This window comes from Lysinibacillus sp. 38-6 (assembly GCF_046245175.1).
Lineage (GTDB): Bacteria > Bacillota > Bacilli > Bacillales_A > Planococcaceae > Lysinibacillus.
Genome location: NZ_CP176417.1, coordinates 4182437 through 4197194, shown reverse-complemented (window position 1 = coordinate 4197194; position 14758 = coordinate 4182437). Strand labels below are relative to the sequence as shown.

The window sequence follows — 14758 nt, the reverse complement described above, 5'->3', positions numbered from 1 at the left end:
TCCTTCATTATTGAGCTGTATAACCGCCATCTAATACAATTGCCTGACCTGTTAAACCTTTGGCCACATCACTTGCTAAATAAAGTGCAAGCCCTGTAATCTCCGAAACATCTAACAAGCGCTTTTGCGGGACAAGTGGATATAACACCTGTTCCAGTACTTCTTCTACTTGAATACCTCGCGTCTTTGCTAAATCTGTAAACTGATTGCGCACTAATTCCGTATCGACATACCCTGGACAAATGGCATTTACCGTAATGCCGTCATTGGCTACTTCGAGTGCCGCCACTTTTGTTAAGCCAATTAGCCCATGCTTGGCTGCATTGTAGCCGGCCTTACCTGCAAAACCAATTACGCCGTTAATCGATGCCATATTTAGAATGCGTCCGTATTTGTTTTTCTTCATATGAGGTAATGCATATTTCATCGTAATAAATGGCGCGACAAGCATCACTTTTTGCATTTGCTCAAACACTTCAGTTGGAAAATCCTCAATGAAAGCAACATGTTGGAACCCTGCATTGTTAATTAAAATATCAATTGTGTTAAATTTTTCAACTGTAAACGCAATCGCCTCAGCAATCGCTTGTTCATTTGTCACATCACATGTATAGGCTGTTAATTGTGGATTTTGTGCTACCGCATCAGCTAAACATTGTTCATTTATATCCGAAATCACAACGTGTGCGCCTTGCTCAGCAAATGCCTGAGCGATGGATAATCCGATTCCACAAGCAGCACCAGTAATAAATACTGTTTTGCCATTCATTTCTTTATGTCCCTCCTACATTCCTAATGAGAATAATAGTATTGCAATGATCGTGCCGATAATTGGTATAACGACTGTTAAAGCACCAAAAGGTAAATAGGCATCCTTATGTTTTTCATTACATACAGAATTAATCGTTGTCACTACATACCCACCATGTGGCAATGAATCGAGCGAGCCCGATGCAATCGCAATCGTTCTGTGCAACGCTTCTGTATTAACCCCCATATCAATATAGTGAGGAGCTAGTAATGGCATAGCAATCGTTTGTCCCCCTGACGCCGAACCTGTTAAACCTGCAATAACTGCGATGGCAACAGCGCCACCTATTAATGGATTTCCAGGAATATTGGTCATCAAGTCTACAGTCGCTACGAATGACGGTGTCGCTTTTACAACACCACCAAAGCCGACTACTGCGGCCGTGTTGGCAATGGCTATAACTGCGCCCATTGCGCCAGCTGCTAGTGTTGCACTAACCGATTTTGCATATTTATAGCTGACTAAATACGCCGTAATACAACCGCTTGTTAACGCCACTATTAAAGCCGATGTACCAAGTGAATCATGATAAATAAATGAAATTAGTAAAACGACTAGTAATGGCACTAAGCTTAAGATGGGACTAGGGAGCTTACGCGTTTCGTCTACAACTGGATCTGTTGCGCGTTCAATAAAGACTTCCCCCTTGTTCACGGCACGCTTAATCATCCAATTGAGCCATAGTGCCCCACCAATCGCCATAAATAAGGCAACGACAATACTTACTTGCCAGCCTGCATAGGGTGTCGTCCCTAAATAAGGTATCGGAATCCAGTTTTGAATTTCTGGTGAGCCTGCTGAAGTCATCGTAAAGGTTACAGAACCTAAACCAAGTGCCGCAGGAATAAAACGACGTGGAAAATTCGCCTGCTTAAATAAACTAATGGCCATCGGATAAACAGAAAATGCAACGATAAATACCGAAACACCACCATACGTTAACACGGCTGCAGCTAAAACTACTGCAAATGTGGCATACTGTACGCCTATTTTTTCAACAATCCATTTGGAAACACTATCAGCTGCACCTGTATCTTCCATTACTTTCCCGAAAATTGCACCTGCCATAAACATTAAATACCAAGAACCAACGAAGCCCGTAAATCCATCCATATAACTCGTTAAAAAATTGGCTTGATTGTCATTTGCAGTTTGTGGGAAGAAAGCAAGACCATTCGTTAACGCCGCTATTAAAGCAGTTAATGGTGCAGAAATAAGTAAATTGACCCCTCTCATTGTTAAAAAAACCAATAATGCTAAGCTTCCAAAAAGTCCGATATACGCTAACATTTCACACCCCACCTATCTTTTTATAGAAAGTGCTATGATTTGCATTATTGCGCTACAGGTGAATGTTTCAGCAGGCAAACAAGGAGCTGTTTTCGCTATTTGCATGAGCCCGCTGAAATCATCGCCATGCTTATTTTCTTTATCCAGCGCTATTTACGCCATTAATCGTTATTACTTGGAAATGCAAATGTCGATGCAGATGAAGCATTATTTGTCATCCAGCGTTCTGATATAGTTTTAGTCTTTGTAAAGAAACGCGCCTGATCCGGTCCAAACATATGACCCTCACCGAAACGTGAGCCTTTAAATCCAGCAAAGTTATGGTATCCAACCGGAATTGGAATTGGAACATTGACGCCTACCATCCCTACATCTATCTCCGTTGTAAACTTACGTGCGGCTAGCCCATCGTTTGTAAAGATCGTAACACCATTGCCAAGCTCATGTTCATTAATCAGTTCAATTGCCTCGTCTAATGAATCCACACGCACAACGTTACGAGCAGGGCCAAATATTTCTTGTTCATAAATTTCCATCCCTGGTTTTACATGATCTAATAAAGTTGGACCGACAAAAAACCCTTTGGATTCGTTGACTATAGCTAGCTCACGACCATCACAAACAACCGTTGCCCCCTCTGCTTCGCCTTTATCGATAGCAGCAAGAATTGCTTCTTTTGATTGCTGTGAAATGACTGGACCAAAGTCTGTATCTTTGTCTGTATAAGCACCTACTTTTAATGCCGTAATTTTTTCTTTTAAAATAGCAACGAGACGATCTGCTGTGTCTTTACCAACAGGCATAATTGTTGAAATGGCCATACAACGTTGCGATGCCGCACCATAGGCTGCCCCGATAAATGCATTGGCCACTTGTTCGAGGTCTGCATCCGGCATTACAACCATATTATTTTTACCTCCGCCTAGCGCTGTGACACGTTTACCATATTTTGAACCTGTTTCATAAATGTATTGCGCAACCGGCGTTGAGCCTACAAATGAAATCGCTTGCACAGTTGGGTTTTCTAAAAGTTCATTAACGGCATCTTTATCGCCATTCACTACTGTCCAAATGCCATCTGGCAATCCCGCTTTCTTCCATAGCTCACTAACAAATAAAGCTGTCATCGGAACGCGCTCTGATGCTTTTAACACAACGGCATTGCCGACTGCAATCGCCATACTTGTTTGGGCTAACGGCACCATGATTGGGAAGTTAAAAGGTGAAATTGCCGCTACAACGCCTAGCGGATACTTGGCAGAATAAGCATTAATTTGACCTCCAACGTTGACAGAGTACTCTCCTTTTACTAAATGCGGTGCACCGATAGCTAAATCAACAGACTCTAGCCCTCGTGTAATTTCACCTCTTGCATCTTCAATCGTTTTACCGCTTTCCGTACAAATAATTTGTAACAGCTCTTCCATATTGTCTGTGACTAAATTACGGAATTTTAATACGACTTCCGCACGTTTAGATACGGATGTATCGCGCCAATTTGGAAATGCCAACTTCGCTTTAGCAATCGCTTCACGCGTCTCTTCTACTGTGGCAAGTGGAACTTTTGCAATAACGTCTCCTGTTGTTGGATTATAAACCGAACCGTAGCGACCACTTTTCCCTTCAATCATTTCTCCACCGATAAAATGCGTTAATGTTTTCACTTCTTGTGCTGTCGTCATATCTTTTATCCTCCTTTAAATTTGTGTAATCGTACATTTTTCTTTCAAACTTAAATAAGCAGCAGACATATCATGTTCTCCATAGCCCTCTGCAGCTATATCATTGTAAAGATTCACTAGCTGTTCCCCTATTCGAAGAGGTACGCCTGCTTCAGTCGCCATATTTTGCGCTAGGCGTAAATCTTTTAGTAGTAGATTCGTAGAAAAGCCCGGCTCATAATTTTCATTTTTCATGTATTCTACGTAATTGCGTTCATAAATACGACTTTGTCCGTAGCTATTACTTAATACTTCATATAGTGTATCTGCTGAAATCCCCATATTTTCTCCAAGTACAATCGTTTCAGCTACAGCTTGTGTATAGAACCCTATCATTAAATTGTTCAGCAATTTAATACGTGTACCAACACTTGGTGAAGTACCAAGGTGATAAATATTTTTACCGACTATTTCGAAAATTGAAGCGCCACTTTGATAATCCTTTTCTTCGCCGCCGATCATAATAGTTAAAGTGGCATTTACTGCGCCAATTACACCACCACTTACTGGGGCACCAAGATATCGTAAACCTAAAGATTGAGCTTGTTGATGTAGCGTATTATTTAGTTCTGGATTTACTGTACTAAAATCAATAAGTAAACTTCCTTGCTTAGCATTTTGTAAAATGCCCTCTTGTGATGTGTAGACATGTTCAACTACTTGAGGTGTCGGTAAGCTTGTCATAATGACTTCACTTTGCTGTGCAACTGCTTTAGCGGTTGTTAGACCTACACCCCCTTCTGCAATAAATTGCGCCATTGCTTGAGTATTTGTGTCAAAGCCATACACTTCATAGCCTGCACGAAGTAAGTTAATCGACATCGGTAAACCCATATTACCTAAACCGATAAAACCTAATTTTTCTTTCATTTGAGCTCCCCCATTTCCTGTGAATTGCGTTAATAAGCGCTGATACACTAGCAAACTTTATGTTTTTGTCGTAACATTAATAACGAGATACTCTTAAGTGACCGCAGTCACTGACTTCGGTCACTTAAATCATAAACAAACTTATTAGAGCTCGTCAATTAAAAAATTTTATATTTTCTGAATATATGGCACGATTATTATTATAGGATATTTAAATACGGAGGCAGAACGGCATGAATTCGTTAACTACACGCCAGAAAAAGGCATTGGAAACGCGGGAAAAGTTACTTAAGACATCATTAGAATTATTTAATAAACATGGTTTTGAGCATGTATCTGTTGAACAAATTACGAAAGCTTGTAAAGTGTCCAAAGGTACATTCTATACACATTTCCCGTCCAAATATGATGTTATTTTAGAAAAGTTTGAGGAGCTAGATAGTTTTTATAGTACGGTCGAGAAAAAAATCGATCAAACATTACCAGCAAGTGAAAAAATCTTATTGCTTTATAAGGAGCAAATGGTATATTTATCAACTGTTGTTGGGAAAGATTTATTGCGCACAGTGTATACTGCCGCGATGACCAATCAAGTTGAACAGAACCATTATTTAATTAGCCCACAGCGTAAAATTTTTCAAATCATTAATTCGTATATTCATGAGGGCATTCAACAAGGAGAGTTCGTTAACGATTTACAAGCCAATCAAATGCAACACATTATTCAACGATGTATGCGAGCAAATGTTTATGATTGGTTAATTCATAACGAAGAATTTGATTTAGTTACGGAAATGGCACACTTCACAGCAGTTGTGCTAAACGGCATGAAGGCACAACCTTCAAAATAAAAATATTTAAAAATAGCCCCTCGTGCTTCTCGAGGGGCTTAGTGTTTTGACAAAAGAAATAATGAAGTTATTGCTCATTGTCTTTTATTAAGTTGATTGGAGCGGAGGACGGGTGACTCCTGCGGGAACAGCACAAAATGTAAGACGCAACAATCCGCGCGTTAGCGAGGGTTGCGGCTTACGATGTGCCCGCGGAAAGCGCCCGTCCGTAGCGGAAATCCACCGCTGTGTTTAACTTTATTAATAGAGATAGCAAGCTGTAACTCGATGCCTTCTATATTCGCGCACACGCTATTAAGTTGATTGGAGCGGAGGACGGACGACTCCTGCGGGACAGCACAAAATGTAAGACGCAACAATCCGCGCGTTAGCGAGGGTTGCGGCTTACGGTGTGCCCGCGGAAAGCGCCCGTCCGTAGCGGAAATCCAACGCTGTGTTTAACTTAATTATTAGAGATAGCAAGCAGGAACTCGATGCCTTCTATATTTGCGCACACGCTACCAAGTTGATTGGAGCGGAGGACGGGTGACTCCTGCGGGAACAGCACAAAATGTAAGACGCAACAATCCGCGCGTTAGCGAGGGTTGCGGCTTACGATGTGCCCGCGGAAAGCGCCCGTCCGTAGCGGAAATCCAACGCTGTGTTTAACTTTATTAATAGAGATAGCAAGCTGTAACTCGATGCCTTCTATATTCGCGCACACGCTACCAAGTTGATTGGAGCGGAGGACGGACGACTCCTGCGGGACAGCACAAAATGTAAGACGCAACAATCCGCGCGTTAGCGAGGGTTGCGGCTTACGGTGTGCCCGCGGAAAGCGCCCGTCCGTAGCGGAAATCCACCGCTGTACTCTGCTAAAAGCTACCCTACAAAATATTGTGCAACAATGGATTCCACAGGTAATGGCTTATTATATAAATAGCCTTGTCCTTTTTGACAACGGTGACGTTTTAGAAATGCCACTTGTGTTGGCTCCTCTATTCCTTCTGCAATGACTTCAAGCCCTAAATTATGAGACATCGAAATAATCGCTTTAATAATCGCCTCATTTTTATCATCTTTTGCGATATCAGCAATAAACGATTGATCTATTTTAATAATATCGATTGGATAGCGCTTTAAATAGCTCAGTGATGAATAGCCTGTGCCAAAATCATCGACAGACACATAAACCCCTAGCTGCTTTAATTCCGTTAAAATTGAAAAGGTTTCATGGACATTCGTCATGGAGCTTTCTGTAATCTCCACTTCAATTAATTGTGGTGCCACATCATATTTCTTCAATGTTGCTTTAATCTTGCGAGCAAAGTTTTCTTTTCTAAATTGCTTTGGCGAAATATTGATGGCGATTCGCACCGGACGATATCCTTTTAAGCTCCATTCCTTTTGGTAACGACAAACCTCGCTAATAATCCAATCACCAATTTCTACAATTAAGCCTGTTGCTTCGGCAATCGGTATAAACTGTGCCGGTGAGACAAAGCCAAACTTCCGATTATTCCATCGCAACAATGCCTCAAAGCTATTAATGCTATTATCGTTTAAATTCATCTGTGGTTGGAGATGAATACTAAGCTCATTGAACTCAATTGCACGACGTAAATGGGCCTCCATCAGCGCTTCATTTGGAAAGACATTCGTCATATCGTCACGATAATAGCGATAATGTGAACGTCCGTGCTCCTTAGCAGAAAATAAAGCTTGATCGGCTTTTCTTACAAGTGTTTCAAGATCCTTGCCGTCTGCTGGGCTTAAGGAAATACCAATTGAAACGCTAATAAAATATTCTTGGTCATCAATCATAAAGGGTTGTTTCAACGATTCTAACACTGCATTAGCTAATTGCTCGATGTTGTCGACCGATGCATCCTTTAAAATAAAAATAAATTCGTCGCTATTATAACGATAGAGCGCGCATTTTGCGTGACAAAGTGCTTGAAGCCTTTGACTAAACATCCGCATTAATTCATCACCCTTGCTCTCACCGAGGGCTTCATTAAATTTTTTAAAGCGATCGATATCTACCAAAATAATGGTTGCCTGTTGATTTTCACTTTGTTTATCATTCAAATGCTGTAGCCAATGCTCTTTAAACGCTCTCCGATTCCAAATACCAGTTAATTCATCTTTTAAGGCTAAATAATAAAAGGCATTATAATCACTCTTCAAAAATTCAGCGTCTCTAATAAAGAAATGTACGGCAATGATTTCCCCATTATAATAGGTCGGATGAATACGTAAATAAAATGGTTCACGACTTAATAAGTTGCCTTTAAATAAACATTTTGGCATATCCAATGTAGCACCCTCGATTGTTTTAGCAAATAACAATTGTACTGCATTTACATAGTTGCACTCTAATAATGAAAAAATATCAAGTCCTATTAGGCTGTGATGTTCCCTCGACAATATAGACGTAGCGGCAACGTTTTGGTGAATAATACGACCTTGTAAATCAGTCGTTAGCACAGGACATACATAATGTTCAACAAATTGCAAAAAAGGCTTCGTATCATTCTGTTCCTCACGTAATATGACAGCTATCAGTGATGTCTCTAATTGCTGAACACTTACAGCAAATGATTTTTGCATTCTCTCCGTCTCTGAATAAAGCTCAATCTTCCGTGCAATGTTAAATTCTTGATGTACAATATTGAATAATTGCTGCCAACATTGCTTGCTAAAAAATTGCTGTGCTTTAGTGGCTTTCACATCCTGCACCACACTAGATAATGCGAGTTTGTCGTTAAAATGAACGATTTCATATTCGTCATCATCTGCTTTTTGCAAGCATACAACTGCATCAAATGGATTAAGCATTGCCATCTGTCGATAGTTTGCGAATTGCGCTACATTCTCTCTATATTTTTTCATTATATCCCTCTCTAGGTAGCGTGTTTATTCTAGTCGTCTAATACGCTTTATTCTTCATCTAGCGTCGGTTTTAGAGCATCCTTTAAGAAAATTTCCTGACTATTAATAGGGTCTTCGCTTCGATCGAACTCTTTATAATGATATTTGCCATTACAATCTTGAATTCGAGCTTTTGCTGTATCCTCAAGTTGTGTGTTCATTATATCCATAATACGGGCTTTTGCTTCGATTGAATAGACAGGGAATAGAATTTCAACACGTTTTATCATATTTCTTGTCATCATATCTGCAGAAGATAAGTACACTTTATTTTCGCCATTGTGATGGAACCAGTAAATACGAGAATGTTCAAGGAATCGACCAACGATACTCGTGACAGTAATATTGTCACTTATACCAGGGATACCTGGTCGTATACAGCAAATTCCGCGAATGATCAGCTCTACTTTTACGCCAGCAATCGAAGCTTCGTATAGCTTCATCATTAAGTCCTTATCTGTTAATGAGTTCATCTTCGCTCGAATAAAGCCATTTCCGTATTTTTTATGACAACTAATTTCTTCATCCATTAAACGGATAAATTCATCGCGAATATCGAACGGTGCCACAACTAAATGATTGAATGTAGGTTTTTCCGTATAGCCGCTTAAATAGTTGAAGAAATTCGTAGCATCGATGCCAAATTCCTTGTCAGTTGTTATGATGCCCATATCCGTATAAATTTTGGCAGTGGCATCATTATAATTTCCTGTTCCGAGATGGACAAAGCGTTCAATTTTTCCATTTCGACGACTGACTACAAGCGTAATTTTAGAATGGGTTTTTAAATTATTCATGCCATAAATAACGAGACAGCCCGCTTGCTCAAGCTGTTTCGCCCAGTGGACATTATTTTCTTCATCAAAACGTGCTTTTAGCTCTACTAAAACAGTCACTTGCTTACCATTTTCAGCAGCGAGCTTTAATGCTTGGATAATGGGTGAATTGCCACTAACTCGATATAATGTTTGCTTAATCGCTAAGACATTCGGATTGACAGCAGCCTCCGAAATAAAGTCCACAATCGGGGCAAATGATTCATATGGATGATGGAAGAAAATATCTTGTTGTAATGCTTTTTCAAAAATATTTTCATCTGATTGTAAATCCAATGGTGGCTGTGGAATAAAGCTTTCATATTCTAAATGTTCCCGTCCTACAGAAATACCTTTTACAAATGAGAACATAAAGGTTAAATCTAATGGACCATCAATATGAAAAACATCCGTCTCTTCGATTTCAAATTCTTCCAATAAATAAGCCAGGACTTCTTCATTCATTTCCCCGACACGTACTTCGAGACGGCTACCGACGCCCCATTTTCGTTTCTTCAGTTCTTTTTCAATTTCTACAAGTAAATCGCGGGCTCCTTCTTCATGAATCGTTAAATCTGCGTTCCGTGTTAAACGGAAGGCTTGTGCAGATTTTACACTGTATCCATAGAAAAGTTTTTCAATATGAGCCACAATCACATCCTCAAGTAAAACTATAACCGTTTCGCCTTCAGCACTAGGTACTTTAATATAACGATCTAAAACGGAAGGCACTTGCACGATTGCCACCTTTTCACGGCTTTCAAAATCGGTTTCATCTTGCTCCAATAGGACGAGTAAATTTAAAGTCTTTCCTAGCAATGTTGGGAATGGGCGATAGGCATCTACTGCTACAGGCGTTAACACAGGGAAAATGGTCTCAGCAAACATTTCATTAATATACGCTTTTTGCGTACTATTTAAATCTTTCATGTCGGCAATATGTACATTATGTTGTGGTAATAAATCATAAATTAAATGTCGATATACTTCCGTTTGACGGCGCACTAATGCTTGCGTACGCTCAGCAATTTTTGCTAATTGCTCTTTAGGTGTTAAACCTGATTTATTTTCAGCTTTATGGAAACCAGCACGCACTTGGTCTTGTAGCCCTGCTACACGCACCATAAAAAATTCATCTAAATTGGAGCTAAATATCGCTAAAAACTTCAAACGTTCTAGCAGAGGATTATTCACATCCTCTGCTTCTTCTAAAACACGCTCATTAAATGCTAACCAGCTTAATTCACGATTATTATAATATTGAGGTTTAGCTATTTCTTCCAGTAATCGGCTATGTGCTTCTGAAAATTCGTCTTCATGTAATCGATTGTTTGTTACTTCCGTTGTCATCTTGGTTCCACCCTTCTTCCATAAAGTTTACTTTAATTGGTATCTTTAGAGCGCGTTCTAGATGTTTTTTATGTCGATTGGCTTGATATTTTTCAGCAGCAGCATTTTTTTTGACATATACGTTAAGCTGAACAAAATCGTCATGAGGTTGCATGTCAATTGCATGCACAATGGTTCTCTTCGATACATTTAACGCATAGACGAATTTTAACAGGGCGCCAAAATCACGCAATTTGCGATACTCTTCACGGCTCATCCATTCTAAAAAAGGAGCAGCGAAACGTTGAAAATAATCTTTATTTTTATACGATGCTAAAAGTGCTAATTTTAGTCGCTCTTTATGATTCAAACCATCAATGGATTGATTGGCGATTAAATAAAAGGTATGTTGGCTAGCGGAGCTTAACTCTATATACTCCCCAATATTAAAAATCTTGGCAGCCTTTCTTAACAATTGCCAATCATAGTTGTTAAATTGGAAATAGTTTAAATGGCAACACTCGCGATATAATTGGTCTGCTAAATGCATTAAATAATCAACTTCTAGTTCCGACCGTCCATATTGTCTAGCTAATCTTCTAGCGTTTCCCTCAAACACATTATATTTATCAAAAGCATGTTGATCTTCTTGTAAAATACGATGAATAATGAGCCCTTCCCGTAAACCCTTTTTCGTAAGCTGGAATACTTCACTACCTACAATTTCCATTAGTACACGGAACACTTCTAAGGCAGGGACAATAATATCTGCACGGTCCGTCGATAGCCCGTCCAAATGGTTTAATTGTTGGAAGCTTAAACCGCCCAAAAACATACTAAGCTCATCTAAATCCGCTTTAGCTATTTCATAGCCGTGTACACTGGCAATCGGGTATTGATGCCTTTGTTGATGCACTTGGGCAATATTTCTGGCACTGCCCCCTATTGCAATAATTGGTAAAGATACTTGTTGTATCCAAGGAAGGGATTGGAACTGCTCTTTGACATAGGCAATCAGCTCTTTCTTTTCGCTACTATTCATGATGTCACCTTTGACGAAACGTTGTTTTAACGACACCGTTCCAAAAGGAAAACTAAAAGATTTAAGCAGTTCTTTATTTTTAAATAGCGTTATTTCCGTACTGCCTCCACCTATATCAATCGTTACAGCAGAAGGCGTGCCCATCGAATGTGCTACGGCAACGTAACCGAAATACGCTTCTTCCTCTTCAGATAAAAGCTCTATTTGTATACCCGTTCTTTCTTTCATTAACGCAATGATTTGTTCACTATTCGTCGCTTGGCGAATGGCAGCCGTTGCAGCAGCTTTCACATCGACAATTTCAAAATCATCAAGCATCGCTTTAAATGTACATAATGTTTCCGTTAGAATGCGAATGCCTTCTTCCGACATATTACCCGAAGGTTGTAAATATGTACGTAAACGTGCAACCGTTTTAATATTGCCTAGTTCTCGAAGTCCCTCTTCATTATCATACTGATACAGTACTAAACGTATCGTATTCGAGCCAATATCAATTATAGCCGTTTTTAAATTATTCAAATCATCACTTCCTTTTCAGGACAATCGATAGTACTACTTATTTTGTGTTAATGGCACCGTCATTTATACAAAAAAGTCGGAACCAAAAAGGTATCCGACTTTCGTTTTTATTAATATTTCAGGATACCAATTATTAGAATTGTGAAGTTCCTTTTTCTAGCCCTATAAAATAAGTTGATCGACGCGTAAAATAAGCTCTGCAATTTCGGGTTTACTAATTTGGTCCTCTGCCCCTACTTGATCGCCTTTATGACGAAGATCATCTGTAATTAAACTAGAGAAAATAATGACCGGTAGCTTTTGTAAATCAGTATGTTCTTTAATTTTACGAGTCAAATGGTGACCATCCATTTGTGGCATTTCAATATCTGTAACAACCAATTGCACATGTTCCGTTACGTTACTGCCACTATTTGCTAATGCTTCTAAGTATTCATAAGCATCTCGGCCATTTTCAAAAAACTCTACATTCTCATAACCGGCTTCCTTCATTGTATCAAATAATAGTTTGCGTAATAATGGTGAATCCTCAGCAATTAAAATACGTTTTTCAGAACGCTCACGCTTACCAAGTTTTTTCACTGACTCTACACTAATACCCGAATCAGGGTTAATATCCACCATAATTTTCTCAAAATCTAGCAATAGAATCATTTGTTCATTTTGCTTAATAACACCGATTACTTGCGAAGTTCCCCCCTGATACATATCCGAAGGTTTTTCGATTTGATTCCAGGAAATACGGTGAATTTGTGTCACATTATCTACATGGAAAACAACTCGTTGTTTATTAAACTCAGCAACAATATATTTTTGTTGTGGATTACGTTCTGCACCTTGTATTCCGAGTACTCGTAGCATATCAACTACCGGTAATACCTCGCCTCTTAATTGAATAATTCCTTCTACATGCGGGTGCGCGTGTGGAATAAACGTTACTGGAATTGGTTGGATAATCTCTTTTACTTTAATAACATTTATACCGAATTTATTGTTAGCTACTTCAAATTCAACGATTTCTAGCTCATTTGTGCCACTCTCTAATAATATGCCTTTATGTTCCAAAGCAACCCCGCTCCTTTCTATTTCAACATTAATTTATAATTCAATTGTATCATAGGCGCTACAATTCTCCTACTTGCTATTTCCATTATTATCATGAACTTTTAGATGCACGAATAACCCAATAACTGTCATTAATATTAATGTTGATAATGCTACACGACTTGCTAATGTGCCGTAATCTTTCATCCATAATGTGACCGTTCCATAAACAGCTGGTCCGATAATTGATGATACTTTTCCAGAAAAAGCAAATAGACCGAAAAACTGCCCTCGTTTTTCATCCGGAGATAGCTCAATAATAAAGGTTCTTGAAGTTACCCACATAGAGCCTAACGAAATTCCAAACATACTGCCGGCAATCCAAAACATCCACTGCTCTGTTGCAAAAACAGCAAAAGTTAGTGCGATAATCATTAATAACGCAACAATGGTAATCGCTCGCTTGGCGCCAATGGCTTTTGTTATATAGCCAAAGGCAAGTGAGCCAATAATGGTCGATACGGTCGACACTAAATAAAGAATAATAAATTGACCAGATGAAAAGCCTACAATCGTTGTCGCATATACAGCCATCATGGCAATTGTCGTAGCAATGGCATCATTTAAAAAGAAGTAAGCAATCATAAACGTAAAGATTGCTTTATATTGCTTCATATCCTTAAATGTACGAAGTATTTCCTTGTAGCCATCAAAAAACTTTGTCGTCTTACGCTGCTCTTTAGGGATGGGCGTATCTTTATTAATGAAAAATAAGGGCAATGAAAATAATAAATATAAAATGGCTGTTGGTATAAATGCACGGTGGAAATCACTGTTTCCGACATATAAATAAACAAGCAACCCAAAAATAGTGCCTAAGTAACCAATCGCTACTCCATAACCTGAAATAAGGGGCATTTCTTCTTTTGTCCCAAGATCCCCCATCATCGAATCATAGAATACGAGACTAGAATTAAAGAAAAACTTCGCAATAACAAAACTTGCGACGACTAAAAATAAGCTAAGTGGTACCCCTGAATAATTTGTTGTCGTTTCTAAATTTGCAAATACGCCCATCATAAACGTAAATAAAATAGAAATTGAGGCAAACCACACAATAAACCGTTTTTTATAGCCTGTTTGATCAATCCATACACCGAACAGTGGCGAAAAAACGACTAGGAAAAAGCTTGCTAAAGCATTCGCATACGAAATAAATGTACTCGCTACTTGCTGCATAACTTCATTTGTTCCTAATACTTCGTCCATATAAAATGGGAAAAATACTGTATTAATATTCGAAGAAAATATTGTATTAGCAAAATCGTAAAATGCCCACGATAGTATTGGCAATGATAAATAGAGTGCTAGCTGACTGCGATGCTGTCGTTCCCCTACATGCCTTTGATTCATTCAATCCCTCCCCTTCTTCCTTATAATATTAAATTAATTCCTTCCTGTATTAAAAAATACCATTTGTTAAATTAAAAATAATATTATTTACAATATAACAGTATTTCTACTAAAACATAACTGCTAAAAGACCATTA

10 protein-coding genes are annotated in these 14758 nt (G+C 38.9%); 1 reads left to right on the top strand and 9 read right to left on the bottom strand.

Annotated elements, in window-relative coordinates; genetic code table 11:
• Window positions 1-7 precede the first annotated feature (7 nt).
• From ACKVEV_RS20990 to ACKVEV_RS20975, 4 genes are all read right to left on the bottom strand, one after another.
• Window positions 8-769 carry a 3-hydroxybutyrate dehydrogenase gene (locus tag ACKVEV_RS20990; RefSeq protein ID WP_409368150.1) on the bottom strand — a complete coding sequence of 254 codons (762 nt, stop codon included), beginning with the start codon at window positions 767-769 and terminating at the stop codon, window positions 8-10.
• A gap of 15 nt (window positions 770-784) precedes the next feature.
• Window positions 785-2101, bottom strand: a complete 1317-nt coding sequence (locus tag ACKVEV_RS20985) for a GntP family permease (protein ID WP_409368149.1) — start codon at window positions 2099-2101, stop codon at window positions 785-787.
• 161 nt (window positions 2102-2262) lie between these two features.
• Window positions 2263-3783 carry a CoA-acylating methylmalonate-semialdehyde dehydrogenase gene (locus tag ACKVEV_RS20980; RefSeq protein ID WP_409368147.1) on the bottom strand — a complete coding sequence of 507 codons (1521 nt, stop codon included), beginning with the start codon at window positions 3781-3783 and terminating at the stop codon, window positions 2263-2265.
• Between the two features lie 15 nt (window positions 3784-3798).
• Window positions 3799-4692, bottom strand: coding sequence for an NAD(P)-dependent oxidoreductase (locus ACKVEV_RS20975; RefSeq protein ID WP_409368146.1), 894 nt, complete (start codon window positions 4690-4692; stop codon window positions 3799-3801).
• 233 nt (window positions 4693-4925) lie between these two features.
• Between ACKVEV_RS20975 and ACKVEV_RS20970 the strand changes: the two genes are divergently transcribed.
• Window positions 4926-5543 (top strand): TetR/AcrR family transcriptional regulator, encoded by a 618-nt coding sequence (locus ACKVEV_RS20970; RefSeq protein ID WP_409368145.1) that lies wholly within the window; start codon window positions 4926-4928, stop codon window positions 5541-5543.
• A gap of 861 nt (window positions 5544-6404) precedes the next feature.
• Here the strand turns inward: ACKVEV_RS20970 and ACKVEV_RS20965 are convergent.
• The 5 genes from ACKVEV_RS20965 to ACKVEV_RS20945 all read right to left on the bottom strand — a co-directional run bounded on the left by ACKVEV_RS20965 (window position 6405) and on the right by ACKVEV_RS20945 (window position 14621).
• Window positions 6405-8417, bottom strand: a complete 2013-nt coding sequence (locus tag ACKVEV_RS20965; protein ID WP_409368144.1) for an EAL domain-containing protein — start codon at window positions 8415-8417, stop codon at window positions 6405-6407.
• Between the two features lie 47 nt (window positions 8418-8464).
• A complete protein-coding gene (locus tag ACKVEV_RS20960) occupies window positions 8465-10621 on the bottom strand; it encodes an RNA degradosome polyphosphate kinase (protein WP_409368143.1) in 2157 nt (718 codons plus the stop codon).
• Window positions 10587-12164 carry a Ppx/GppA family phosphatase gene (locus ACKVEV_RS20955; RefSeq protein ID WP_409368142.1) on the bottom strand — a complete coding sequence of 526 codons (1578 nt, stop codon included), beginning with the start codon at window positions 12162-12164 and terminating at the stop codon, window positions 10587-10589. Before ACKVEV_RS20955 ends, ACKVEV_RS20960 begins: the two co-directional genes overlap by 35 nt.
• A gap of 162 nt (window positions 12165-12326) precedes the next feature.
• Window positions 12327-13229: a chemotaxis protein gene (locus tag ACKVEV_RS20950; protein WP_409368141.1), complete on the bottom strand. Its 903-nt coding sequence runs from the start codon at window positions 13227-13229 to the stop codon at window positions 12327-12329.
• 69 nt (window positions 13230-13298) lie between these two features.
• Window positions 13299-14621: an MFS transporter gene (locus ACKVEV_RS20945; protein ID WP_409368140.1), complete on the bottom strand. Its 1323-nt coding sequence runs from the start codon at window positions 14619-14621 to the stop codon at window positions 13299-13301.
• Window positions 14622-14758 lie beyond the last annotated feature (137 nt).